Origin of the sequence: Kitasatospora sp. NPDC087861, assembly GCF_044742585.1 — a bacterium.
In the GTDB taxonomy this organism is placed as follows: Bacteria; Actinomycetota; Actinomycetes; order Streptomycetales; family Streptomycetaceae; genus Kitasatospora.
In genome coordinates this window covers 189,552-214,011 of the sequence record NZ_JBIUUS010000015.1, presented here as the reverse complement: position 1 = coordinate 214,011, position 24,460 = coordinate 189,552, and the positions used below count along the sequence as shown (strand labels likewise).

At 73.2% G+C, this 24,460-nt stretch carries 23 protein-coding genes, 1 pseudogene and 1 riboswitch; of the genes and pseudogenes, 13 read left to right on the top strand and 11 right to left on the bottom strand.

What is annotated here, in order from left to right; genetic code table 11:
• Window positions 1-178 precede the first annotated feature (178 nt).
• Entirely contained in the window at window positions 179-1,780 is a 1,602-nt protein-coding gene (locus ACIOJE_RS22330) for an ABC-F family ATP-binding cassette domain-containing protein (RefSeq protein WP_400778153.1), read from the bottom strand.
• Between the two features lie 354 nt (window positions 1,781-2,134).
• Here ACIOJE_RS22330 and ACIOJE_RS22325 point away from each other — a divergent pair, with 354 nt between their 5' ends.
• A complete protein-coding gene (locus tag ACIOJE_RS22325; protein ID WP_400778151.1) occupies window positions 2,135-3,055 on the top strand; it encodes a RimK family alpha-L-glutamate ligase in 921 nt (306 codons plus the stop codon).
• 84 nt (window positions 3,056-3,139) lie between these two features.
• On the opposite strand, the gene ACIOJE_RS22320 is transcribed toward ACIOJE_RS22325, so the two are convergent.
• Window positions 3,140-4,477, bottom strand: a complete 1,338-nt coding sequence (locus tag ACIOJE_RS22320) for an NAD(P)/FAD-dependent oxidoreductase (protein WP_280679206.1) — start codon at window positions 4,475-4,477, stop codon at window positions 3,140-3,142.
• A 456-nt stretch (window positions 4,478-4,933) separates the two neighbouring features.
• On the opposite strand from ACIOJE_RS22320, the gene ACIOJE_RS22315 reads away from it, so the two are divergent.
• The 8 genes from ACIOJE_RS22315 (at window position 4,934) to ACIOJE_RS22280 (ending at window position 12,549) form a co-directional block, all read left to right on the top strand.
• On the top strand, window positions 4,934-6,103 hold the full coding sequence (locus tag ACIOJE_RS22315; RefSeq protein WP_400778149.1) for a magnesium and cobalt transport protein CorA: 1,170 nt from the start codon (window positions 4,934-4,936) through the stop codon (window positions 6,101-6,103).
• Between the two features lie 438 nt (window positions 6,104-6,541).
• Complete coding sequence (locus tag ACIOJE_RS22310) at window positions 6,542-7,363, top strand: SDR family NAD(P)-dependent oxidoreductase (RefSeq protein ID WP_280679204.1); 822 nt, start codon at window positions 6,542-6,544, stop codon at window positions 7,361-7,363.
• A gap of 64 nt (window positions 7,364-7,427) precedes the next feature.
• Window positions 7,428-7,505 (top strand): 50S ribosomal protein bL37, encoded by a 78-nt coding sequence (locus tag ACIOJE_RS22305; RefSeq protein ID WP_400671760.1) that lies wholly within the window; start codon window positions 7,428-7,430, stop codon window positions 7,503-7,505.
• A gap of 278 nt (window positions 7,506-7,783) precedes the next feature.
• A complete protein-coding gene (locus tag ACIOJE_RS22300) occupies window positions 7,784-9,376 on the top strand; it encodes a hypothetical protein (protein ID WP_400778145.1) in 1,593 nt (530 codons plus the stop codon).
• 210 nt (window positions 9,377-9,586) lie between these two features.
• Window positions 9,587-10,183, top strand: a complete 597-nt coding sequence (locus tag ACIOJE_RS22295) for a helix-turn-helix transcriptional regulator (protein WP_280679202.1) — start codon at window positions 9,587-9,589, stop codon at window positions 10,181-10,183.
• Window positions 10,184-10,250: 67 nt separating this feature from the next.
• The gene (lepB, locus tag ACIOJE_RS22290; protein WP_280679201.1) at window positions 10,251-11,279 is read left to right on the top strand and encodes a signal peptidase I; all 1,029 of its coding nucleotides are present in this window, start codon (window positions 10,251-10,253) and stop codon (window positions 11,277-11,279) included.
• A gap of 139 nt (window positions 11,280-11,418) precedes the next feature.
• Window positions 11,419-11,667, top strand: a complete 249-nt coding sequence (locus tag ACIOJE_RS22285; RefSeq protein WP_280679200.1) for a hypothetical protein — start codon at window positions 11,419-11,421, stop codon at window positions 11,665-11,667.
• A gap of 222 nt (window positions 11,668-11,889) precedes the next feature.
• Window positions 11,890-12,549: a double zinc ribbon domain-containing protein gene (locus tag ACIOJE_RS22280; RefSeq protein WP_280679199.1), complete on the top strand. Its 660-nt coding sequence runs from the start codon at window positions 11,890-11,892 to the stop codon at window positions 12,547-12,549.
• An 80-nt stretch (window positions 12,550-12,629) separates the two neighbouring features.
• Here the strand turns inward: ACIOJE_RS22280 and ACIOJE_RS22275 are convergent, their stop codons facing one another.
• Window positions 12,630-14,321, bottom strand: a complete 1,692-nt coding sequence (locus ACIOJE_RS22275; protein WP_400778141.1) for an LCP family protein — start codon at window positions 14,319-14,321, stop codon at window positions 12,630-12,632.
• A 219-nt stretch (window positions 14,322-14,540) separates the two neighbouring features.
• On the opposite strand from ACIOJE_RS22275, the gene ACIOJE_RS22270 reads away from it, so the two are divergent.
• Window positions 14,541-14,930, top strand: a complete 390-nt coding sequence (locus tag ACIOJE_RS22270) for a hypothetical protein (RefSeq protein WP_400778139.1) — start codon at window positions 14,541-14,543, stop codon at window positions 14,928-14,930.
• On the opposite strand, the gene ACIOJE_RS22265 is transcribed toward ACIOJE_RS22270, so the two are convergent.
• The 6 genes from ACIOJE_RS22265 to ACIOJE_RS22240 all read right to left on the bottom strand — a co-directional run bounded on the left by ACIOJE_RS22265 (window position 14,894) and on the right by ACIOJE_RS22240 (window position 17,820).
• A complete protein-coding gene (locus tag ACIOJE_RS22265) occupies window positions 14,894-15,298 on the bottom strand; it encodes a hypothetical protein (protein WP_400778136.1) in 405 nt (134 codons plus the stop codon). The two genes, ACIOJE_RS22270 and ACIOJE_RS22265, sit on opposite strands and share 37 nt — an antisense overlap.
• A gap of 287 nt (window positions 15,299-15,585) precedes the next feature.
• Window positions 15,586-16,005, bottom strand: a complete 420-nt coding sequence (locus tag ACIOJE_RS22260) for a CBS domain-containing protein (RefSeq protein ID WP_280679195.1) — start codon at window positions 16,003-16,005, stop codon at window positions 15,586-15,588.
• A gap of 150 nt (window positions 16,006-16,155) precedes the next feature.
• On the bottom strand, window positions 16,156-16,452 hold the full coding sequence (locus ACIOJE_RS22255) for a CBS domain-containing protein (RefSeq protein WP_400778132.1): 297 nt from the start codon (window positions 16,450-16,452) through the stop codon (window positions 16,156-16,158).
• Window positions 16,453-16,493: 41 nt separating this feature from the next.
• Window positions 16,494-16,988: a universal stress protein gene (locus ACIOJE_RS22250; protein WP_280679193.1), complete on the bottom strand. Its 495-nt coding sequence runs from the start codon at window positions 16,986-16,988 to the stop codon at window positions 16,494-16,496.
• A complete protein-coding gene (locus ACIOJE_RS22245; protein ID WP_400778128.1) occupies window positions 16,985-17,476 on the bottom strand; it encodes an SPFH domain-containing protein in 492 nt (163 codons plus the stop codon). The genes ACIOJE_RS22250 and ACIOJE_RS22245 overlap by 4 nt, the downstream gene beginning before the upstream one ends.
• Window positions 17,473-17,820 carry a hypothetical protein gene (locus ACIOJE_RS22240; RefSeq protein ID WP_400778126.1) on the bottom strand — a complete coding sequence of 116 codons (348 nt, stop codon included), beginning with the start codon at window positions 17,818-17,820 and terminating at the stop codon, window positions 17,473-17,475. Before ACIOJE_RS22240 ends, ACIOJE_RS22245 begins: the two co-directional genes overlap by 4 nt.
• Before the next feature lie 228 nt (window positions 17,821-18,048).
• A riboswitch (TPP riboswitch) is annotated at window positions 18,049-18,171 on the top strand.
• A gap of 205 nt (window positions 18,172-18,376) precedes the next feature.
• Here ACIOJE_RS22240 and ACIOJE_RS22235 point away from each other — a divergent pair.
• Window positions 18,377-18,580, top strand: a complete 204-nt coding sequence (locus ACIOJE_RS22235; RefSeq protein ID WP_280679190.1) for a cold-shock protein — start codon at window positions 18,377-18,379, stop codon at window positions 18,578-18,580.
• Window positions 18,581-18,812: 232 nt separating this feature from the next.
• Window positions 18,813-18,944, top strand: a pseudogene (locus tag ACIOJE_RS22230) (amino acid permease); the annotation flags it as partial.
• Between the two features lie 99 nt (window positions 18,945-19,043).
• Here ACIOJE_RS22230 and ACIOJE_RS22225 read toward each other — a convergent pair.
• Both ACIOJE_RS22225 and ACIOJE_RS22220 read right to left on the bottom strand, forming a co-directional pair.
• Window positions 19,044-19,526: a nucleoside deaminase gene (locus tag ACIOJE_RS22225; protein WP_400778123.1), complete on the bottom strand. Its 483-nt coding sequence runs from the start codon at window positions 19,524-19,526 to the stop codon at window positions 19,044-19,046.
• Window positions 19,527-19,624: 98 nt separating this feature from the next.
• On the bottom strand, window positions 19,625-23,176 hold the full coding sequence (locus ACIOJE_RS22220; RefSeq protein ID WP_400778120.1) for a hydantoinase B/oxoprolinase family protein: 3,552 nt from the start codon (window positions 23,174-23,176) through the stop codon (window positions 19,625-19,627).
• A 128-nt stretch (window positions 23,177-23,304) separates the two neighbouring features.
• Between ACIOJE_RS22220 and ACIOJE_RS22215 the strand changes: the two genes are divergently transcribed.
• Window positions 23,305-24,459: an NAD(P) transhydrogenase subunit alpha gene (locus tag ACIOJE_RS22215; RefSeq protein ID WP_280679187.1), complete on the top strand. Its 1,155-nt coding sequence runs from the start codon at window positions 23,305-23,307 to the stop codon at window positions 24,457-24,459.
• Window position 24,460 lies beyond the last annotated feature (1 nt).

Sequence of the window (24,460 nt, the reverse complement as noted above, 5' to 3'; positions counted from 1 at the left end):
GGGGCGGGCCCCCCGCCCCCGGGGGGGCCGGCCCCCCCGCGCCCCGGGGGCCCCCCCGGGGGGGGGGCCGGGGCCCCCCCCCCCCCCCCCGGCGGGGGGGGGGGGGGGCCCCCCCCCCCCCCGCTTCGCCCGTCCCGGGGCTACTCCTTCGGGGCGCGGCGGTGTCAGGCGGCCCCGCTCACGCCAGGGTGACCAGCTCCAGGTAGGAGTCGTGCCAGAGGTCCTCGTCGCCGTCCGGGAGGAGCAGGACGCGGTCGGGGCGCAGGGCCTCGATGGCGCCCGGATCGTGGGTGACCATCACGATCGCGCCCGGGTAGGTGCCGACCGCCGCCAGGACCTCGGCACGGGAGGCCGGGTCGAGGTTGTTGGTGGGCTCGTCGAGCAGCAGCACGTTGGCGCCGGAGTGGACCAGACCGGCCAGCGCCAGCCGGGTCTTCTCGCCGCCCGAGAGCACCCCGGCCGGCTTGTCGACGTCGTCGCCGCGGAACAGGAACGCGCCGAGGACGTGCCGCAGTTCGCCGTCGGTGAGGCCGGGGGCGGCCTGGGCGAGGTTGTCGCGGACGCTGCGCGCCGGGTCGAGGGTGTCGTGCTCCTGCGCGAAGTAGCCGAGCCGCAGGCCCGGACCGGGGACGACCCGGCCGGAGTCGGGGCTCTCGTGGCCGGCGAGGATGCGCAGCAGGGTGGTCTTGCCGGCGCCGTTCAGACCGAGGACGACCAGTCGGCTGCCCCGGTCGACGGCCAGGTCGAGGCCGGTGAGCACCGGGCGGTCGGCGTAGGCCTTGGCGAGGCTGATCGCGCCGAGCGGCATCCGGCCGCAGGGCGCGGGTTCGGGCAGCCGGATCCGGGCCGTCCGCTCGGCCTGCCGGACGGGTTCGAGCTCGGAGAGCAGCCGGTCGGCGCGGCGGGCCATGCTGCGGGCGGTGGTGGCGGTGGCCACGTTGGCCCGCATCCGGTCGGCCTGGGCGTGCAGCGCGGCGGCCTTGCGTTCGGCGTTGGCGCGCTCCCGGGTCCGGCGGCGCTCGTCGGCCGCGCGTTGGGCGAGGTAGGCCCGCCAGCCGGTGTTGTGGACGTCGATCGCGGCGCGCTGCGGGTCCAGGTGGAAGACCCGGTTGACGGTGTCGGCGAGCAGGCCGAGGTCGTGGCTGATCAGGACCAGCCCGCCCTGGTGGGCCGCGAGGAAGCCGCGCAGCCAGGTGACGGAGTCGGCGTCCAGGTGGTTGGTGGGCTCGTCGAGCAGCAGGGTGCCGTGGTCGGCGAACAGGATCCGGGCCAGCTCGACCCGGCGGCGCTGGCCGCCGGAGAGGGTGCCGACCGGGGCGTCCATGACCCGGGCGGGAAGTCCGAGCCCGGCCGCGACCCGGGCGGCCTCGGCCTCGGCCGCGTAGCCGCCCCGGGACTGGAACTCGGCCTCGGCCCGGGCGTAGGCGTCCATCGCCCGGCGTTCGGCGCCCGGGTCGCAGGCTTGTGCCATCGCCTCCCCGGCGGCGCGCAGCGCGCGGACGGCGGTGTCCAGGCCGCGGGCGGACAGAATGCGGTCGGTGACGGTGGCGGACGGGTCGGCGGCGCGGGAGTCCTGCGGGAGGTAGCCGACGGGGCCGGTGCGGGTGACCGTGCCGGCGGCGGGCGGAAGCTGCCCGGCGAGGGTGGCCAGCAGGGTGGTCTTGCCGGCGCCGTTGCGGCCGACCAGGCCGATCCGGTCGCCGGGGGCGATGTGCAGGGTGACGTCGGACAGCAGGAGGCGGGCGCCGACGCGCAGGTCGACACCGCGGGTGGTGATCATGGGATAACGCTCCGAAACAGCGAACGGACACACGGGTGGCGTGGAGGCGGGTCCGTTGGCTAGGAAATTCGGGGCGTGGACATGCGGTCCAGGCTAGCGGGGCGGGCGGAGCGTCCGCATCCGAATTACCGGCGCCCGCCGCACCCCTGTGCGGCCTCGTGCACCTGCGCGGCCCCGTACGCCCACGCGGCCCCGTACGCCCACGCGGCCCCGTACACCCGCGCGGCTCTGCCCATCCGCGCGACGCACCCCCGGCCCGGCTCTGCCCACCCGCGCGGTTTCGGCCAGCGGACCCGGAGTTGGCGCGCGGCGCCGTCTTGCCGGGGCCGGGGGCACCCCGCTTCCATGGCCCGCATGGGTCGACGTGAGCTCGTTCTCCTGACTGATCACAGTTCGACCGAAGGCAGCCGGGACACCCTCGTCACCGCCGTCCGGACGGTCACCGGCCGGGCGCCCGTGCTGCTCGATGCCCGGCACTTCATGACCGGCGGGGGCGGCCGGATCGGCGCGGACGGCGCGGGCGGGCTGTGCCTGGAGGCGGCGGGACGCAGCGTGGCCGCCGACACCGTCGTGGTCTACGAGATCCCGCCGCACCGGCGCCGCGACTTCGCGTCCTGCCAGCGGCTGCTGCGTGCGTGCGGCGCCCGTTCGCTGGGCACCGACCCGCAGTCCTGGCGGGCGGCCACCGAGAAGGACATCACGGTGGCCTGCTTCACCCGCGACCGCGTCGCGCACATGCCGACCGTCGCACTCTCCCGGCCGAGTCCGCGGGCCGCCGCCGAGGCCTTCGACCGGCTCGGCGGCGACGTCTGGGCCCGGCCCTGTGTCGGGATGGGCGGCGACGACGTCTTCCACGTCACCGACCACGCCCAACTCGCCGCCGCTACGCGGCACTACGAGCAGGAGGGGGCGGACTGGCTGATCGCCCGGGACGCCCGCAACTTCACCCCGGACGGCCGTCGTCACCAGTACCGGGTGGTGGTGCTCGACGGTCGCGTGGTCCGGGTCGTCGAGCACGTGCAGGCGGACCCGGACGCCCCCTGCAACGAGAGCCGGGGCGCCGTCTCCACCCTGTTGGCGGACGCCGAACTGCCGGACGGCCTGGCGGACTTGGCGATCCGTGCCGCCGCCTCCCTCAAGCTGCCCCTGGCCGGCGTCGACCTCGCCGCCGAGAGCGGCGGCGTGGTCTTCGAGGTGAACGTCCACCCGGCGTTCGGCCACGGCGCCCTGGAGCAGGTCGCCGTGCCGTACGTGGTCGCACACCTGGGCTGGTAGGCGCGCGCCGGACCCCGTGCCGGACCCGGCCGCGCATCGGGGCAGGTGGGCACCCGTTGCTCCGGCGCCGCGCCCGGGTGGGGGTCAGCTCCGCAGGATGGCGCCGAGGAGGGCCGGCCGGAAGAGCAGCGTCGGCGGGGCGACCAGGGACATCACCTCGTGGAAGGCGGCGGTGACCGCCGGGTCGTGGGCGGCGCCGGCCAGCACCTTGTCGAGGAAGCGGTGCTGGAACTTGAGCAGGGCGCCGGAGGGGCCGCCGGTGGTGGCGGCGAAGCGGACGTCCTCGGTGCAGGACATCACCCACGCGTTCTTGGAGACCGCCGTGATCTCGCGCCGGGCGTCCCGGGCCGTGGCGTGGCCGATGCCGCCGTGGCGCAGTACGGTGCGCCGCAGCGACCGGGCGCAGAGCAGGGCGACGGTGACGCCCTGCCCGTACACCGGGTTGAAGGTGCTCGCGGCGTCGCCGACCACCACCAGGCCCTCCGGGGCGCCGCGTTCGTAGTGCCGCCGCACGCCGGGGCCGGGGACGAAGCCGCGCACCTCGCCGGCCGGCTCGGCCTCCTGCAGTGCCTCGCGGATGCCCGGGTCGCGCAGCAGGGCCACGTGCTTGGCGAACCCGGCCTCGCCGGGCTCGGGTTCGGCGCCGCGCATGCCGGCGACGCTGACGATCCAGCGGTCCCCCTCGACCGGCAGCAGCACGCCCATCCGGGGCGCGTCGGGGGCCTTGGTCTGCAGGTAGATCGCCTTGCAGCCGAGGTCGACGCCGGCCGGGCGGTGGAACAGCCGGGAGGAGTACGCGACGCCTGCGTCCACCCGCTCCTCGGTCACCGGCGGGTGTCCCAGCTCCGCCAGCCAGTCCGGCACCGCCGTCGAGCGGCCGGCCGCGTCCACCACCAATTCGGCCGGTATCTCCCTGACTTCACCGTGTTCGGTACCGCGCTCGCGGACCTTCACCCCGGTCACCGCGGGTGCCGACCCGAGCAGGCCGACCACGTCCGTGCCCTCCAGGAACTCGATCGACGGCTCGGTGCGGACCCGGTCCAGCACCGCCTTGTCCAGCACCGGCCGGGTGCAGGAGAGGAAGGCGAGCTGCGCCGGGTACAGTGCCATCCACCCCGCCGAACTGAGCCACTTCAGATCACCCGAAGCGGCGACCAGGGTCGCGCCGGCGTCCAGGAGCTCCTGTTTGATGCCGGGCATCATCTCCTCCAGCGCCCGGTGCCCGGCCTCCAGTACCAGGTGGGCGTGCCGGCCCTGCGGCACCCCCGCCCGGAACGCGGGCTCCGCCGGGTAGCGGTCCCGCTCCACCACCACGATGCGCTCGGCGAAGCCGCGCAGCGCCCAGGCCGCCATCGCGCCGGCCAGCCCGCCGCCGATCACCACCGCCGTGCCCCGCCCGGGGGTCGTCTCCGAAGAAGTCATGACACGTAGCGTAGTTGGACGGTCGCCGTCCGGTAATCGTATCGACAGGACCGAAGCGGCCGCCGTGGGAGGTCGTTGACGCCCGAGCGCGCCGGGCGCATGACCGCGCCCGAACGCCTCCGCGCGGGACCCCGGGGCGCGTGGTGGGAGTCACGCGGGAGCGGGTACTAGACTCGGCGGGGTTGTGCAGGCGCCTCTTCCGGTGCGCGAGCGCGCGGAGACGAGGAGGTGAGAGCCGTGGAGTGCAGTAGTCCGGGTCGAAGTCGGCCCCGCCCCCGGTTGTCCCGCACCACTCGCGGCACCCGGCGTTCCTCCTCCCGTACGGCTCCCGCGCGGCGCTGACCTCGTCCTCGGCGAGGTGCCGCCGGTCGCGCCGTGCGCGTGGAGGCCGGCCGGGCGCCTCCGGCCCGCTGTTTCCGAGCGGCGGCCGGGCACCCACCGTGGAGGTACCCCGCCATGTCCGACTGGCGAGTGCGCGCCGTGCGCGCGAGCAAGCGTCCGTTCTCCCGCCCCGCCGCAGGCCCCGGTCCCGCCGACACGCAGCCGGCGCCCGAGCACTCGATGGATCCGCGGCCCGACCAGCCCGCCGAACCGGTCGCGCTGGAACGTTCCGTCGTGGACGCGGCGGTCTACCGGGACGGGCGCCGGATCGACACACCGGCCAGCCTCGCCGACATCTACCGCGAACTGCCCGACCGGCCCGGCGCGATGGCCTGGATCGGCCTGTACCGCCCCGCCGAGGCGCAGCTGCTGGAGGCCGCGGACCGGTTCAACCTGCACGAGCTGGCCGTCGAGGACGCCATCGTCGCCCACCAGCGGCCGAAGCTGGAGCGCTACGGCGACACGCTGTTCGTGGTGCTGCGCGGCGCGCGCTACCTGGACGAGGCGGAGGAGGTCGACTTCGGCGAGATCCACCTCTTCGTGGGCCCCGACTTCGTGCTGACCGTCCGCCACTCCCAGGCGCCGGACCTGTCCGCGGTGCGCCGCCGCCTGGAGGCGGACCCGGAGCTGCTCGCGCTCGGCCCGGAGGCGGTGCTGTACGCGGTGCTGGACGCCGTGGTCGACGGCTACGCGCCGGTGATCGCCGGGCTCCAGCACGACATCGACGAGATCGAGACCGAGGTGTTCGGCGGCGACCCGCAGGTCTCCCGGCGCATCTACGAGCTGTCCCGCGAGGTGATCGAGCTCCAGCGGGCCACCCGGCCGCTGCTGGAGATCATGAAGAGCCTGGAGGCGGGCTTCGGCAAGTACGGCACCGACGACGAGCTGCAGCGCTACCTGCGCGACGTCGCCGACCACGCCACCTACGCCGCCGAGCGGGTGGACGGCTTCCGGCAGATGCTGCAGAACATCCTGACCGTGAACGCCACGCTGGTCTCGCAGCGGCAGAACGAGGAGATGAAGCAGCTCGCCGAGGCCGGGCACGTGCAGAACGACGAGATCAAGAAGATCTCCTCCTGGGCGGCGATCCTCTTCGCGCCGACGCTGATCGGAACCGTCTACGGGATGAACTTCGAGATCATGCCGGAGCTCAAGTGGGCGTTCGGCTACCCGTTCGCGATCGGGCTGATGGCGTTGGTCTGCACCGGGCTGTACCTGATCTTCAAGCGCCGTAACTGGCTCTGACGCGGCGCCGGTAGCGCGGCCGGTGGCGGGGCTGGGGCCGGTGCCACGGTCGGCGGCGCGGCACCTGCGCGTCGGCGGCCGCCGCCGCAACCGCCGCCGCCCGTACGGTTGTTCGCCGGGCGTCAGGGATTCGTCAGGGCGTCGGCGTGGCGCTTGCCCCGGCCAGGGCCCGCGGGTTGGATGAGGAGCATGAACCGCCCGGTACGCCATCACGACCGCCCGCCGCATCCGCGGCCGCCGGTCCGCGTCGCCGTGGCCGCCATCGCCGTGCGCTGAACCGCGCCTCCCCGCCGGAGGGCACGGCACGTGCCGCGCCCCACCCCGCCGCCGGTCGGCGCGGGGTGGGGCGGGCGCGCGAACTCCGCATCTCGTCAGGTCTTTTGAGTCCGCACCCCGGCCCGAGCAGGGCCGGCGGTGCCCCGCACCCTGGGAACGGTCATGTCCGAATCCGTCCTGTCCGCCCGTACTGCCCTCGTCACCGGCGCCTCCTCGGGCATCGGCTGGGAGACCGCCCGGCTGCTCGCCGGGCTGGGTGCCACCGTGCTGGTGCACGCCCGGACCACCGCCGAGGCCGAGGCGGCTGTCGCCCGGCTGGTCGACGCCGGCGCCCGACGGGACCAACTCGTCGAGCTCGCCGCCGACTTCACCCACCTCTCGGAGGTCGCGGTGCTGGCCGGCACGGTCGTCAAGCACTACCCGGCGCTGGACCTACTGGTCAACAACGCCGCCGCGGTGGCGCCCGAGCGCTGCACACTGACCGACGACGGCAACGAGGTCTCGCTGCAGGTCAACTTCCTGGCCGCGCACCTCCTGGCCAAGCTGCTGCGCGCACCGCTCTCGGCGGCCGGCGACGCCCGGATCGTCAACGTCTCGTCCTCGCTGCACCGGACGGCGTCGATGAACTGGTCGGACCCGCACCGGGTGAAGAAGTACTCGCGGGTCGCCGCGTACGCGCAGTCGCAGCTCGCGCTCACGATGGCGACCGCCGACATGGCTCCGGCCGGCTCCGGCCTCACCGCCGTCAGCCTCAACCCGGGCCTGTGCGACACGGCGCTGCTGCCGCTGTACGGGCGGGTCGGCGCGCCGGCGGCGGAGGGGGCGGCGGCCGTCGTCCGGCTCTGTCTGCCGGAGGTCGCGGTCACCAACGGCGCCTACTACGACGGTGGTTCGGTCGCGCCCGTGGCGCCGGCGGCCCAGGAGGAGCGCTCGCTGAAGCGCCTGGCCAAGCTCGCCGACCAGCTGGTCGGCCAGGCCGCCTGAACTCCGGCCCCCGACCGCATTCCGACCGCATTCCGACCACACGTCGACGACAGGGGAGCAGACGGTGTCCAAGCGCGCCCGCAAGAAGAGGGCCCGGCGGAAGAAGAAGGCGAACCACGGCCGACGGTTCGGTCAGGGCTGAGGCCTCGACCGCCTCCCCCCGATGCAGCCCGATGCAGCCCGATGCAGGGGGGAGGCGGTGGCCGGAGCGGCCGGGGCCGGGGCCGGATGCCGGGGAAGTGCCCGGCCGGACGCTAAGGAAGCGTCAAGAAGGGTGCCCGGCGGTGTCAAGGAGCCGTCAGGGAGCGGCTCACCGCAGGTGGCACGGCACTAGCGTCACCCGGCGGAGAGAAACGGTTCTGCTCCGGTTTCAGCAGGAAACCCAGCAGACCGTGCAACGGGGGAAAGGGACGTGCGGTCATGACCACCTCGGCAGCGGGCAGAGCGGCCACCACGGGGGAGACGGCCCCGGCGGAATCAGCCCCGGCGGAATCGGGCTCGGCGGAAGAGCCGGGCCCAGCAGCGCGCCCGGCCCCGGCCGGGCCGCCGCGCGCCCCCCACCGCATCCCCCCGGGCGCCCTGGCCCGGCTCGGGCAGGGCGCCCGGGCGGTCGGCAGCCGCGCCTACTGGACCACCCCGCGCCTGGTCCGCGGCCTCACCGCGCTCAGCCTGGCCACCCTGCTCGGCCTCGGCGCGACCGCCACCACCGTGCTCGGCGGGGCCCGCGACGGCACCGACACCATCGGCCACCAGGCCGCCCCACAGGCCACCCGCGCCGCCGACCTCTACTTCGCGCTCAGCGACATGGACGCCCAGGCCGCCAACCTGCTGCTGGTCGGCGCCGACCCCGACTACACGACGCTGCGCAAGCAGACCCTCGACACCTATGAGCAGCGCCGGGCCCAGGCCGACAACGACCTCCAGCAGGCCGCCCAAGCCGCGGCCGCCGACCCGGCCGGCCAGCGCGCCGTGCAGCAGGTGCTCGGCCGGCTCGGCAGCTACGAGGCCCTGGTCGCCCGCGCCCAGCTGCTGGAGGAGCAGGCCAAGGCCCCGGCCGGCCAGCCCTCGCCCGCCGCCCTGGACGCCTACCGCCAGGCCACCGATCTGCTGCGCCAGCAGCTGCTGCCGGCCGCCGACCAGGTCACGGCCGCCAACGAGGCCACCGTCGAGCAGGTCTACACCGAGCACCGCGACGCCCTCGGCAGCGGCTGGTGGTGGCTGCTCGCGGTCGGTCTGGTCGCGCTCGCCGCCCTGCTCGGGCTCCAGCGCGCGCTGGCGGTGCGCTACCGCCGGGTCGTCAACCCGGCGCTGGCCGGTGTCACCTTGCTCACCGGCGTCGCCCTGGCGATCGGCCTGCACCTGGTGAGCCGTGCCGACGACCACCTGGTGACCGCCAAGAGCAACGCCTACGACTCGGTGATCGCGCTCAGCCGCGCCCGCGCCGTCGCCTTCGACATGAACGCCGACGAGAGCCGCTACCTCACGGACCCGTCCCGCGCGGTCGCCTACGAGCAGAGCTTCCTCGACAAGACCCAGGCGATCGCCCACCTCGACGGCGCCACCCTCGCCGGCTACAACGCCCAGCTGGTGGCCGCTGCGGCAAGGCACCGCGCCGACCACGCGGCCGTCCCCTTCGGCGGCTACCTCGGCACCGAGCTGCGCAACATCACCTTCCCCGGCGAGCAGGACGCCGCCGATCGGGTGCTGACCGCCTTCCAGCAGTACCAGCAGGACGACCGGAAGATCCGCGAGCTGCGCGACGCCGGTCGGCTCAAGGAGGCGGTGACGCTCAACACCGGCCTGTCCCAGGGGCAGTCGAACTACGACTTCGACCAGCTGAGCACGGCCATCGGGGACACCATCGCGGTCAACGCCACGGCGATGGACTCGGCGCTCGCCGCGACCGACGGCGACCTCGACGCCACCACGGAGGCCCTGGCGGCGGGGGCGCTGGCGGCGGCGCTCGCCCTCACCGCGCTGGGCGTGCGGCCGCGCCTGCGCGAGTACCGGTAGCACCGCCGCGCGGCGGGGCCCGGTGGCGAGGAACACCGCCACCGGGCCCCGCCGCGCGTGGGCAGGGGTGCCGGAAGGGCCTGCGGGCGGGGCGGTGACGTCGGCCTGGCGGGCGGGCTTGTCCGTGATCGCCGGGACGGTGGGTGGGTACGCGGGCCTGCCGGTGTGCCGGTTTGACAAACGCCCTTGCCGTCCTGGCACATGGCAGGCATGGCCGACGAAGACTTCGAGAACGTCCTCACCACGGTGGGCCCCCGGCTGCGCGCCCTGCGGCGGGAGCGTGGCACCACCCTCGCCAAGCTGGCCGCCGCCACCGGGATCTCGCTCAGTACCCTGTCCCGGCTGGAGTCCGGGCAGCGCAAGCCGACCCTGGAGCTGCTGCTGCCACTGGCCCGGGAGTACCGGGTGCCGCTGGACGAGTTGGTCGGGGCGCCGGCCACCGGCGACCCCCGGATCCACGCCCGCCCGGTGACCAGGAACGGTCAGACCATCCTCCCGCTCACCCGGCACCTCGGTGGCCTGCACGCCTACAAGCACATCATGCCGCCCGGGCGGGGCACCGAGCCCGAGCTGGACCTGAAGGTGCACGAGGGCTACGAGTGGCTGTACGTCCTGAACGGCCGGCTGCGGCTGGTGCTCGGCTCGCACGATCTGGTGCTGACGACCGGTGAGGCCGCCGAGTTCGACACCCGCACCCCGCACGCCTTCGGCAACGCCGGATCGCAACCGGTGGAGTTCCTCAGCCTGTTCGGTCCGCAGGGTGAGCGGATCCACGTCAGGGCGCGCCCGGGAACCTCTGTTCGGTAGGTTCGTTCCCTGACAGCGGGGGTTTCCGATCCGGACTCCCGCCAGGCCGTCGGGAGGGGCCGAGAAGATGAGTGTCCAGCAGAGCACGGAGTCCGGCGAGAGCGGTGGAAGCGGGGAGCGCGGCACGGCCGGCGCGCCCGAAGTCCCGGGCGGGGCAGGGTCCTTCGAGGTGGCCGGCGGCGATGGTGGCCGGGCCGGCGGTGGTGGCGACGGCGGGACCGGTCCGGGCGGGGGAGCCGACGGCTCGGGCGGTGCGGAACCGGGGGCGAAAGCCGGGCGGAAGAAGCGTCCGTTCTGGCAGGAACTCCCGATTCTGCTGGTGATCGCCCTGCTGCTGTCGCTCGGCATCAAGACCTTCTTCGTCCAGGCCTTCTCGATCCCCTCCGGTTCGATGCAGCAGACCCTGGAGATCGGCGACCGGGTGCTGGTCGACAAGCTGACGCCCTGGTTCGGCGCGAAGCCCGAGCGCGGGGAGGTGGTGGTCTTCCGCGATCCGGGCGGCTGGCTGGAGGGCGCGCCGACGCACTCGGACAACTCGGTGATGAGCTCGGTCCAGAAGGCGCTGAGCACCGTCGGCCTGATGCCCTCGGCGGACGAGAAGGACCTGATCAAGCGGGTGATCGCGGTCGGCGGGGACACCGTCGAGTGCAAGGCGGGCGGCCCGGTGAAGGTGAACGGCGTAGCGCTGGACGAGCCGTACCTGTTCCCCGGTTCGACGCCCTGCGACAACGATCCGGTCGGCATCGTCACCGTCCCCAAGGACAAGCTCTGGGTGATGGGGGACCACCGCAACAACTCGCGGGACTCCCGCCCGCACCACAACGAGACCGGCGACGGCTTCGTGCCGGTCGGGAACGTGGTGGGCCGGGCCTTCGTGGTGGCCTGGCCGCTCACGGACTGGTCCACCCTGCCCGTCCCGGACACCTTCGACAAGGTGCCGGCGGGCGCGGCCGCCCCGGTGGAGACGCCGTCGGTGCCGGACGCGGTCGGGCTGGCGGCCGTCGTGCCGTTCGCCCTGTGGGGCCGGCGCCGGAGCGCCCGCGGGGCCGGGCCGTCCCGGGGCGGCCGCTGGAGTGCGCTCCGGGGGCGCCGCTGAGGCGGGCCGGGCTTCGGTGGAACTCCTCCCGCCGCGCTCTACACGCCTGTAGAGTTTCCGGGGTGAGCTGCACGCCTGGTCGCGTGGCCGCCCGACCCGGGGAGGCCGCGCGCCGGGGCCGGGTCGGGAGGCGGGAGCCGTGGTGGAGAGTCGGCGCAGTCCGGCGGGCGTCGGGGAACCGGCGGGCCCGGACGTCCAGTGGGTGTACCAGCCGGTCGAGGTGGACCTCGGTGACGGCACCTGGGCGTCCGGGCGGATCAGCGGCTGGTGGCAGGACGCCGCCGGGCAGCGGTGGTGCCGGCTGCGGGTGAGCCGCAGCGGGCGACCGGCCGGCTGGGAGCGGTTCGACCCGGCGCGGATCCTGCTGCTACCGGTCGCGGGGCTCTGAGGCGTCAGCCGGAACCGGCTCGGCTGAACCGAGGTGATCGGAACCGGGTCGGTGGGTCCGGACGTCCCCTGGGACGGCGATCACGCGGCGTTGTCCACGAGAGATTCACAAGATATGACGGCATGTGCGATTCTGTGCAGCGCCCCGTGACCCGCCCCATCCGTGTCGGCACCTTGGGGGGCCGGGGACCGCCGACATGCCACTTCACCGACCGGGGACGACGTGAGTTCCGAGATCTACTTCAGCAGCAACTACCGCGACATGTGCGAGCAGCACGGCACCGGCGCGGGCTTCCAGTTCGAGTTCTCCTGCTACCGCTGCTCCGACACCTGGCGCTCGTCGTTCGAGGCGTTCACCACCGGTCAGGTGGCGGGCTGGATCGGAAAGGGCGTCAGCGCCGCCTGGAACCTCATCGGTGGCAACGCCAACACCATCAGCAACGCCGCCGACGGCCTGGCCGGCCACACCTGGGGCAACGCGCGCGACGCCGCCTTCCAGCGGGCGATCACCAACGCCCAGACGCACTTCAACCGCTGCGCGCGCTGCACCCACTACGTCTGCGGCCGCTGCTTCGACCCGGGCCAGGGCCTGTGCCACAACTGCGCCCCGGACACCGCGGCGGAGGCGATGGCGGCGCAGCGCCGCGGCCTCAACGACATGGTGTCCGACCGCTCCTACCAGCAGGGCCAGCAGTCGGGCGCGGAGTTCGACGTGCGGACGCCGCGTCAACTGGTCTGCCCGCAGTGCTCGGCGGAGACCCACGGCACGCCGTTCTGCCCGGGTTGTGGCTTCCGGCTCGCCCAGCCGACCCAGTGCGGGCAGTGCCACCAGGACATCCCGGAGGGCGCCGCGTTCTGCCCGTCCTGCGGCACCAGGCGCTGAGCCCACGAGCGTCACGACGGCGGGGCGCCCCCGGACCAGGTCCGGAGGCGCCCCGCCGTCGTCGTGGGGTCCGGTCCGGATCAGCCGTACGAGACGTTGGCGCACGGGTCGTCGTCGGCCGAGCGGGCGGCGGCGGCGACGCTGCTGGGCACCGGGGCCGGAGCGGCCGGGGCCCCGTCGGTCGGCGCGCCGGTGGCGGCACCGGCCGGGTTGGCGGCGGCGAAGTCATGGCCGAGCACCACGCTGACGCCCTTGCTGCCGGGCTGCACGGTGGCGCCCGGGAACAGCTTCGCGACCGCGTCGGCGGCGGCGCGCTCGCCCGTCCCGTACTCGACGACCGTGGTGGCGCGCGGTTTGCCGGTCGCGTTGCCGACGGTGGTCACGGTGTAGCCGGCGCCCTTGACGGCCTCGGCGGCCTTGCCGCCGAGCCCGTTCGCGCCGGTGCCGTTGAGCACGGCGACCTTCACGTCGGCGGGCTTGACGTCGCCCGCCTTGGCGTCCGGTGCGGGGGTGGCGGTGGGAGACGGGGTGGCCTCGGCGGCGGGGGTGCCCGGCGCGGCGGAGCCCGGGGCGGCCGGGGCGGTGGCGCTCGCGTCCTGGCCGTCCAGGGTGCGGTCGGCCTTGAGCGCGGCCCAGAGCTGGTCCACGTCGGGGTGGACCAGGGCGACCCGCGGGCCCTCGTAGCGCCACGGCGCCGTCACGAACTTGACGTCGTGCAGGTCGACGTCCTTGAGCGAGGTGGCGAAGGAGAGCAGCTTGGCCGCCGAGCCGAGGTCGGGGTCGACGGTGAGCGACTTGGTCGCCGCGTCGGCGAGCGGAAGCAGGGTGGTCGGGTCCATGCCGCGGGACTTGACCTCCTTGATGAGCGAGGAGAGGAAGGCCTGCTGACGCTTGGTGCGGCCGATGTCGGAGCCGTCGCCGATGCCGTGCCGGACCCGGACGAAGTCGAGCGCGGACTGGCCCTCCACCTTCTGCTTGCCCTTGGGGAAGATCAGTTTGCCCTTCTTGCCCAGGTTCGGGTTGAGATCGCCCTCGTAGATGTTGTTCGGCAGGCAGACCTCGACGCCGCCGACCGCCTTGGTCATCGAGGCGAAGCCGTTGAAGTCCACCACGATGGTGTGGTCGACCCGCAGGTTGGTCAGCTTCTCGACGGCGTTCTGGGTGCAGGCCGGGTTGCCCTGGTCGGTGTCGCCCACCGAGAAGGCGCTGTTGAACATCACGTTGTTCTGCTGCTTGGTCCACGTGCCGTTCGGGAGCTTGCACGGCGGGATGGTGACCAGGGAGTCGCGGGGGATGGATATGCCTATCGCGTGCTTGTGGTCGGCGTAGACGTGCAGCAGGATCGCGGTGTCCGAGCGGGCGCCGCCGTCCCCGCCGCCGCCCAGGTCGCTGTTGCCGTTGCCGCGGCTGTCGGAGCCGATCAGCAGGACGTTGACCGGGGTGCGGCCCTGGGCGTCCGGGGCCGCGGCGGCCGGGCGGTCCTTGCTGAGGGCGTCGCCGTCGAAGGTGGTGAGGTTGCTGTTCAGGCGGTAGTAGACGGCGCAGCCGCCGAGGACGAGGAGGGCGGTGCAGCCGGCCGTCACCCAGAGCACCTTCTCCTTGGTGCTGCGCTTGGGCTTGGGCTTCGCCCGGCCGGTGTGACGGCCGTCGGCCTGGCCGGTGTGGCGGCCGTCGGCCTGGCCCGCTGCTCGGCCGTCGGCCTGGCCCGGCTGTCGGCCGTCCGCCCGGCGTGGCGAATTTCCGGCTTTGGGGGAACCCCTGCGACCCGACACGTCGTCATCCTCCACAGTTGCCACGAAACCCCCGTCGGACCGGCGGGCGCGCGTGACCGGGGCCGGAGCCGATCCGGGCAGGCCCGTCGGTAAACTTCTACACCGCTGTAGAACTTCAGTGGAGCATACTAGGCGCAGATGAGAAAACCACCTGGTCAGACCAACGGATCCGGTCGGTCAGGCTCTTCTGTGCTGCTCAGAACCCGTACGAGGAGCACGATGACTCACCGGATCGCACGTTCGATAGCCGGCGCCCTGGTGGCACTGCTGGCCGCCGTCGGCCTCAGCGCCGCGGCGTCGAGCGCGACGGCGGTGGCCGCACCCCGGCCCGTCGCGGCCGCCGCCACCGGCCTGGCCACCACCGGCCTGGCCGCCACCGCCTCCGGCCCGGCCGACCTCGCGGCGGGCCCGGCCGTCTCCGCCAGCACCCGGAGCGATCAGGCCGAGCCGGCCCACCTCGCGGCCAAGGAACAGAAGAAGAAGTCGGGCTTCTTCGCCAAGCTCGGCAAGTTCCTGATCGTCGTGATCATCCTGATCATTCTGTTCTTCGTCCTGCTGATCGTCGGCATCATCTACGCCGCGAAGCGGATCTTCGGCCGCCGCAAGTAGGACGATGTGGCCCGCCCCCCGTGTCCGCCCCGGCCCGGCGTCGCAGCGGGCGCCGGGGCGGGCCACCCGGGCGCGATCGGCCCTGGGCGCGGCTCTACGGCTCCGACCCGAACGACCGCCGCTGGATCATCGACCGGGCCGAGCAGGCACGGGAGCGCCGCATGCCCCGCCACCTGCACCTTCACCGGCGCCTCCGCTACGGCGGCCTCCGCCTCGGCCCGATCCTGCTCGGCCAATCGCTGCAGGACCCGCTCGGCGATCACCAACTCCTCCCACTCCGCCTGGACCTCCTGAAGCTGCTTGCCCAACTCCCCGGCGAGCGCGTCCAGCTCGCTCCGGCGCACCGTGATCCGCTCCAGCTCCGACATCCCCACACCCTCCCCGCGACCCGGCGGCGTATCCGCACGGCGACGGATCGTCGGCGGACCCTCGCGGCAGGCGCAGCAGAATCCGAGAACCGCACCGACCGCCCAGTCAGACGATCTTCACCGTGGACACCAGCCGCCGACCAGCGTGAGCACGCTGAAACCGGCGCACACCAGGCCCGTGACCTGCAACTTCACGATGCACACCGCTCATTGAGTGGCGGCCGCACCGGCGGAAGGCGACGCAGGTTGCCCTGCGTGACTGTGCGGCGCTTGGCGATGGCCCGGGGTCAGGCTGGGGCGCAGACCGCCTCGACGAGGTCGCCGACCTCCTGCCTGGTCAGGCGCCGCGCGATGTCGGCTTCGCTGATCATGCCGACCAGCCGGTGCTCCTCGATGACCGGTAGACGCCGGATCCGATGCTGCTCCATGAGGCGCAGTACCTCGGCCTCGTCGGCATTGGCGTCGACCGTGATCGGCTTGCCCTGTGCGAGCTGGCCCGCCGTCGTGGTCCTGGGGTCCCTGCCCTCGGCGAGACACTTCACCACGATGTCGCGGTCGGTGATGATTCCGTGGAGCCGGTTGTCGGGGCCGCAGATCGGCAGGGCGCCGACGTCCAGCTCGCGCATCCGCCGTGCCGCCGCCTCCAGCGTTTCGTTCTCCTGCACGCAGGTCACTCCGGCGTGCATGATGTCCCGTGCGTTACTCATGACCCTTTCCTCCTTCGTGGCGTGGACTACGGACTCGAAAGGCGTCGGGTCGGTTCTGGCGGATCAGCACTGAATACCGCCGAATGTGCCGGTCCGCCCGGACGAGCCCGCAGTCCTCTGGACGAGCCGTCTATTCCAGCCTCCTGCCTGTCATGGAACATCCGCATCCTGAGCGGGCGCCGGCACGGCGATCTCCGCCTCGGCGCGATAGCGCTCGTGCGGGTGGAGCCGGCGGGTGACCGGGTGGCCCTCCTCCAGCAGGCCCGCTTCCTTGCGGATCAGGTCGGCCTCGGACACGATGCCGACCGGGTGGTTGCGGTCGTCGACGACTGGCCCGCCGGTGATGTCGTTGCGGTGGAAGAGTCCGGCGATCTCCTTGAACGTGGTCTCGCGGTGGGCGACGACGACCCTCTGAGTCATCACGTCCTGGACGGTCCGGTGCTGCATGGCCTGGTCTCCTCCAGACGGTCCGCAGGGTCGCGCGCCGATCACGCAGGCGCGTCCTTGGGTGCGGGTGGTACGACGACGACGGGGAGGCGGGCGTGGTGGACGACCTCGGTGCTGGTGGAGCCGAGCGCGAGGCGGCCCCAGACGCCGGCGCCGCGGGTGCCGACCACGAGCATGCTCGCGTCCTGACTCGCGTCCAGCAGGACCTGGGCGGGACGGCCGCGCTCGCATCGGACCTCGACCTCGACGAATGGCTCGCCGACCTGCTGTCGCAGTTCCTCGACGGAGTCCGTGACCTCGCGGGCGACGATGTCGTGCAGGTGCGGTGGCAGCGCGCCGCTCGTGCGGGGCCAGGTGGTCCGCTCCATGCCCGACGAACCGGCGCGGCCACCGCCGTAGACGCAGACGGCCCGCACGCCGACGCCGCGCAGCTGTGCCTCGCGCAGGGCGAAGAGCACGGCTCGGCGTGCGGGTTCCGAGCCGTCCGCGCCGACCACGATCGGCCCAGGAGAACCTTGTGCGGGACTGGTGTTCATGGGGACCTCCGCCTCGTACGGCCTGTGAGCGGGTTGCTCGGTGCGGCGGGCCCGGCGGGTACCAGGGAGGCATGGCTGCCGGTCGGCCCGCTGTTATTCAGGATCCTCCGGCCCGGTCGCCGTGGCACGCCCGTACCGCCGCGAACCCTGGGCATCAGCGGACCCGCGGTCCGCGACGGCATCGGCACCCCCGTCGTCCGAGCGCTGGCCAAGGCGAGGCGCCCGGCGCTCAGCGCCTCGCCCTCGGCGGCGATGATCTCGGCGCGCCTCTCGCGTTCGGCCTCCGCCTGCCGGGCCATCGCGCGCTGCATGCTCTGAGGTAGCTCGATGTCCTTCAGCTCGACCACCAGGACGAAGACGCCCCAGCGCTGGGTGAGGCCGTCGAGGATCTCCTTGATCCGCGAGTTGAGGGTCTCGGTGTCGGTTATCGGCGTCCCGGGAGGGCGGCCGCAGGGCCTGCCATCGTTCGGGACGAGGCGAAGGTTCACGCTCCGTGCGTGGCGGGGGGAAGTCGGGTGCGGGCGATCCTGGTGAGCTCCTCGGCGGTGACCAGGCCGACCAGCCGGCTGTCGTCCAGCACGAGGATCGGCGGCTCGGCGGTCGCGCGGTCCAGGACTTCGACGAGGTCGTCCGTGGGTGCGGTCACGGGGTGTCGGGGCGCGTGTTGCGCCTGCGCGGTGTTCAGCTGGGCGTGGTAGGTCAACAGGCCGGTGCTGACGACGGCGGCAGGGAGGCCGACGACCATGATGGCGAGCAGGATGTGGGAAAGCCACCACTGGACGCGATCGGAGGTCCGGCGTACCGGATTGCCGCAGCCTGAGTGTGTGCGCATGCTCTCCGCCTCCTCGTCGTGCTCGGGAAGTCGGCCGGGGTGCTTTCATCCTCGGTCGTGCGGAGTCGTCCTGGCGTGGTCCGATGGGCCCACACCGCCGCCGATGATGGGCCCTGATCAGGTCGGCCCTGGTGTCGGGCAGGGACGGGAGTGACGGGAGTATGGTGGGTAGTGGCCTGCAGGGCGAGCGAGGGAGTTCGACCGGATGGGCCTCGGGTGATGGGCGGAGGCTCCGCGCGAGGCTGTTTGTCGACGGTCGGGCTGAGAGGCCGGAAGGTCTGTGGGACCGGAAGGCGACCTCCAACACCTGATCCGGACAATGCCGGCGAAGGGAGCCCACCTTGCAGGTTTTTGTCCGCTGCGTGTCCTTCTCGGTTTCGCTGGCCGTGTGAATCCCTGCGGAGTAACGTTCTTATCAAGCAGTCGTGGTTCCGAAGTTCTCGCCCGCGGTGACATGCCGTGGGCGCTCTTGCTGTTCAGCGCCTCTCCGGACCAGGGCGATCACCTCCGGGCCCGCACTTGTGGGACCGATCAGTTTCCCTTGAAGGAGAAACGCATGGCTACCGGAACTGTGAAGTGGTTCAACGCCGAGAAGGGCTTCGGCTTCATCGAGCAGGATGGCGGCGGGGCCGACGTGTTCGCCCACTACTCGAACATCGACGCCCAGGGCTTCCGTGAACTCCAGGAGGGTCAGAAGGTGACCTTCGATGTCGTGCAGGGTCAGAAGGGCCCGCAGGCGGAGCACATCCGCCCCGCCTGACCTTCAGTGAACGAGCGGGCGCCCTGCACGGATCCACGTGCGGGGCGCTTTGCCGTCTGCTCCGGCACGAGAGCTGTCCGCTTCCTGGACGGTGCCCGGACATGCGAAAGACCCGCTTTCGGACCAGGAGCCGGTGCCTGAGGTGTCCTCAGGAGCACCGGGCGGTGTCGGCTCCTTCGACCGCGTAGATGGCCAGCCGCCTTGTCACGCAGTCCAGTACGCGAGCGAGTTCGTGGCCTTGATCCTCGGCGTCTCCCGGACGACGCTCGCGATGGCCCGCGACCGCCACCTGCCGCACGCGCCGGCGGCCATTCACCCCCGGTTCCAGGTGCCGCACCGGGCCGTCCTGGCGGTCGGCGCCGTCGCCTACGCGGTGCGCCGGGGCACCTTCGCATAGTCGCGATGCCCGCACCGTCTGCCCGTCCGCGCCGTGAACGCCCAGACCACAGGCCGTCGTACGGTTTCAGCCGGTGATTTCCCAGTACCCCGCGTGCACGGCGGCTGCCTCGTCGTACAGGTGCGGGCCCGACACCTCGACGGTGCCGCCGCCGGCCGCGAAGACCTGGCGGCACGGCAGGTCGAGCAGCGGCTCGTCCGGGTCCGCGCCCGCGAGGTCGTTCAGTTCGGTGGCGGCGAGGGCGTAGACGACCCGCCGGATGCCGCTCCAGTAGATCGCCCCGGCGCACATCGCGCACGGCTCGGTGCTGGTGTACAGGGTGGCTCCGGCGAGTTGGGCCGGGGCCAGGGTGCGCGAGGCCAGTCGTACCAGATTGATCTCCGCGTGGCCGGTGACGTCGTGGTCCGTCAGCACGGTGTTCTCGGCCGTGAGCAGGACGCTGCCGTCCGGGCCGGTCAGCAGCGCGCCGAAGGGGTGGTTGCCGTGCTCGCGCGCGCCGGCCGCGAGCCCGATGGCCTCGAGCAGGTGGGTGCGGATGTCATCGGCCATGACGTAACTCCTCAGGGGTGAGCCAACTGGCGAGGTTAAACGTATAACGGCGGCGAGGTGGGAAGGAACCCGCGCCCGGCCACCGGGCACTGCGGCCGTCAGCTGCCGTATCCACCCCCACCGGGCGTGCGGATCTCCAGCGCGTCGCCGGCCGTCAGGTCGGCGACGCCGCAGCCGGGCAGGACCTCGGTGCTGCCGTCGGCGTGCAGGATCCGGTTGACCCCGAGAGAACCCGGGGAGCCGCCTGCCAGCCCGTACGGGGGCACACGGCGGTGGCAGGAGAGGATACTGACCGTCATGGGCTCGCGGAAGCGCAATCGGCGCACTGCTCCGTTGCCGCCGTGCCAGCGGCCCTTTCCGCCGCTACCGGGGCGGACGGCGAACTCCTCGACGAGGACGGGCAGGCGCCACTCCAGGACTTCGGGGTCGGTGAGGCGGGAGTTGGTCATGTGGGTCTGGACGACATCGGCGCCGTGGAAGCCCGGGCCGGCGCCGGAGCCGGAGGCGATGGTCTCGTAGTACTGGTGGTGCGCGTTGCCGAAGCTGAGGTTGTTCATCGTGCCGGACCCTTCGGCCTGGACGCCGAGCGCGGCGTAGAGGGCACCCGTGATGGCCTGGGAGGTTTCGACGTTGCCGGCGGCGACGGCGGCGGGGTAGGCAGGGGCGAGCATCGAGCCGGGCGGCACGACGATCCGCAGCGGGCGCAGGCAGCCGTCGTTGAGCGGGATGTCCTCGGCGACCAAGGTGCGGAAGACGTACAGCACGGCGGCGGTGACCACGGCGGACGGTGCGTTGAGGTTGCTGTCGAGCTGGGGCGAGGTGCCGGTGAAGTCGATGGTCGCGCTGCGGGCCTGGCGGTCCACGCGCACCGAGACGGCGATCACGGCGCCGGAGTCGGTCTCGTAGCGGTAGGCGCCGTCGGTCAGGCCGTCGATGGCTCGGCGCACGGCCTGCTCGGCGTTGTCCTGGACGTGCCGCATGTAGGCCTGGACGACGTCGAGGCCGAAGTGGTCGATCATCGCGTTCACCTCCTCCACGCCCTTGCGGTTGGCGGCGATCTGAGCCCGCAGGTCGGCGAGGTTGGTGTCCGGGTCGCGGGACGGGTGGGGCGCCTCGGTGAGCAGCCGTACGGTCTCCGCCTCGCGCAGCCGCCCTTCCACCACCAGCGGCCAGGTGTCGAACAGCACGCCCTCCTCGTGGATCTCGCGGCTGGTGGCGGGCATCGAGCCCGGGGTGATGCCACCGATCTCGGCATGGTGGCCCCGGGAGGCGACGTAGAACAGCGGCTCGCGGCCGGACGGGTCGAAGACCGGGGTCACCACGGTGATGTCGGGCAGATGGGTGCCGCCGTGGTACGGATCGTTGACGGCGTAGGTGTCGCCGGGGCGCAGCCGCGGGCCCCGACGACGGATCACCTCCTTGACGGTGGTGCCCATCGAACCGAGGTGGACCGGGATGTGCGGGGCGTTGGCGACCAGGTTGCCGTCCGGGTCGAAGAGGGCGCAGGAGAAGTCCAGCCGCTCCTTGATGTTGACCGACTGGGCGGTGGACTCCAGTCGGGCGCCCATCTGTTGGGCGATGGCCATGAAGAGGTTGTTGAAGACCTCCAGCAGGACGGGGTCGGCGGCGGTCGGCAGGGTCTCCTCGGTGTGGCCCCCGACCAGCTCGACCAGCAGGTGCCCGGCCGGCGCCACGGTCGCCCGCCAGCCGTCGTCCACCACGGTAGTGGCGTTGACCTCGGCGATCACGGCCGGGCCGGTCACGACGGACTCCGGCCGCATCGACTCGCGCTCCAACAGCGGGACGCGGCGCCACCTCCCGCCGGCGTAGAGGCGGACGGCGACGGGCTTGGCCGTGGACGTGGGCACGGGGGAGAGGGCGTCGAGTTCGGGCTGCTCGGAGAGGCCGGTGCCTTCGACGGCGACGGCCTCGACGACGATCGGGCGGTCCATGAGGAAGGAGTAGGTGGCCCGGTGTCGGTCCTCGAACTCGGCGGCCATCGCGGAGACTTCGCCCAGCTGGATGGTGAGGGTGGTGTCGGTGCCCTGGTAGCGCAGCCGGGCCCGGTATGTCAGCCGGATCCGATCCGGCGGGGTGCCCTGGTCGAGCAGCTCGGCGGTGGCGGCCGCCGCAAGCTCGTCGGCGCGTGCCCGGAGGGCGGTCATCTCCTCGGCGGCCAAGGGCCGTTCCACGGCGTGCTCACGCAGGACGGTGGTATCGGCCAGGCCGATCCCGAGGGCGGAGAGCACCCCGGCCATCGGCGGGACCAGCACGGTGCGGATGCCCAGCGCCTCCGCCACCGCGCAGGCGTGCTGGCCGCCCGCGCCGCCGAAGGTGGTCAGCGCGTAACGGGTGACGTCGTGGCCCTGCTGGACGGAGATCCGTTTGATGGCGTTGGCGATGTTGCCGACCGCGATCCGCAGGAAGCCCTCGGCGACCTCCTCCCGTGACAATCCCCCGATGCCCTCGGCCAGTTCCGAGAACTGACGTCCGGCCGGTTCGACGTCGAGGGGCTGGTCGCCGTTCGGGCCGAAGACGCGTGGGAAGTGCTCGGCCTGGATCCGGCCGAGCAGCAGGTTGGCGTCGGTGACGGTGAGCGGCCCGCCGCGCCGGTAGCAGGCGGGCCCGGGATCGGCCCCGGCCGAGTCCGGTCCGACCTGGAGGCGCCCGCCGTCGAAGCGCAGCACCGATCCGCCGCCCGCCGCGACGGTGTGGATGGCGAGCATCGGCGCCCGCAGTCGCACCCCGGCGACCTGGGTGGTCACCACTCGCTCGTACTCGCCCGCGAAGTGCGAGACGTCCGTCGACGTGCCGCCCATGTCGAATCCGATCACCCTTTCGTAGCCCGCCAGTCGGGACATCCGCACCATGCCGACGATGCCGCCGGCCGGGCCGGAGAGGATGGCGTCCTTGCCCCGGAAGTGCCCGGCCTCGGCCAGGCCGCCGTTGGACTGCATGAACATCAGGCGGACATCGGCCAGTTCTTCGGCCACCTGCCGGACGTAGCGCCGCAGGCCGGGGGAGAGGTAGGCGTCCACCACGGCGGTGTCCCCGCGCGGCACCAGCTTCATCAGCGGGCTGGCCTCACTGGACAACGACACCTGGGCGAAGCCGAGTTGCGCGGCCAAGCGGCCGATCGCCTGCTCGTGCGCGGGGTGCAGGTAGCTGTGCAGGCAGACCACGGCGACGGACCGGATGCCGTCGCGCAGGCAGCCGCGCAGGTCCTCGGCGAGCCGGTCGAGGTCGGGCGGGCGCAGCACCGTGCCGTCGGCGGTGACCCGCTCGTCCACCTCGACCACCCGGGCGTACAGCGGCTCGGGCAGGACGATCTCGCGGGCGAAGATCTGCGGCCGGTCCTGGTAGCCGATCCGCAGCGCGTCCGCGAAGCCTCGCGTGATCACCAGTGCGGTCGGCTCGCCGGTGCGTTCCAACAGGGCGTTGGTGGCCACCGTGGTGCCCATCCGGACCGCCTCGATGCGCGCTCCGGGCGGCAGCAGCGCCCGGATCCCCGCCACGGCGGGGTCGCGGTAGCGGGCCGGGTCGTGCGAGAGCAGCTTGTGGGTCAGCAGACGGCCGTCGGGGGCCAGCGCGGCCACATCGGTGAAGGTTCCGCCCCGGTCCACCCAGAACTGCCAGCCCCTGGACGTCATGACCGGCTCCCTCCGCCGTGCCGTGCGGCGCCCCGCGCGTGAGTGGCCCCGCGCACGAGTATCCGACCGAGCGAAGTCGGCGGGCAAACGGGACATACTGGTCGTTCGGGCCGACTTCGGAGGCAGCGATGACGACCACGACGGTGGGAGTGCTCCGCGAGACCGTGCCGGGAGAGCGCCGGGTGGCGCTCGTGCCCGAGCTGGTACCGGCCGTCGGACGCCTCGGGGCGACGGTCCTGATCGAACCCGGCGCCGGCGCCCCGGCCGGCCACCACGACGCCGACTACCGCGCCGCGGGCGCCGCCGTGGCCGGGCGCGCCGAACTGCTGAACCACGCGGACGTGCTGCTCGGCCTCCACCCGCCGTCCGTGGACCCGGCACGCGAGCTGCGCCCCGGACAGGTCCTGGCCGCGATGCTGCGCCCGCACCGGATCCCGTACCTGGTCCGGCAGTGGGCCGACCGCGGGGTGACGGCGATCGGACTCGACCTGGCACCCGACCTGCCCGCCGCCTACCCGCTGGACGCCGAGGCCTCCCAGAGCAGGGTGGCCGGTTACCGGGCGGTGCTGCTCGCCGCCACTCGGTTGGACCGCTGCCTGCCGCCCTGGGGCGCGGCGGACGGCCTGTTCGACCCGGTCCGGGTGCTGGTGGTCGGTGCCGGCCACCCGGGCCTGCAGGCGATCGACACCGCCCGCCGCCTGGGCGCGCAGGTCAGCGTGGTCGAACTGCGCCACCGCGAGCGCGGGGCGGTCACCGCCCTGGGAACAGGGCTGCTGGATCTTCCCGGCCTCCACCCGGTGGCGGACGACCGGGAGCTGTGGGAGACCCTCGACCAGGAACACCCGGCGTGGGTGGCGGGGCTCGCCGGGGCCGCCGCATGCCACGACGTCGTGGTGACGACCCTCGGACTGCCCGACCGGATACCTCCGGTACTGCTGCACAGGGCGGTGGTGGCAGGGATGCGGCCCGGCTCGGTGCTGGTGGACCTGGCGGTCGGCCCGGAGGGCGGCAACATCGAGGGCATTCTCCCGGACACCACGACACTGGTCGGCGACGGGGTGACCGTGATCGGTGCCGGGGAACTCGCCGCCCAGGTGCCCGTGACCGCGTCGCGCGCGTACGCCCACAACGTGCTCGCACTGCTCGGCCGCCTGCTGCGGGGCGGAGCACCCACGGCCGACCCCGTTCTGGGGCCGATGCTGGTGACCGATCGGGGCACGGTGCGGCACGAACCCACCAGGCGGCTGTTGCTGGAGGCGACCGCCGTGGCGGGCCTGCCGTAGG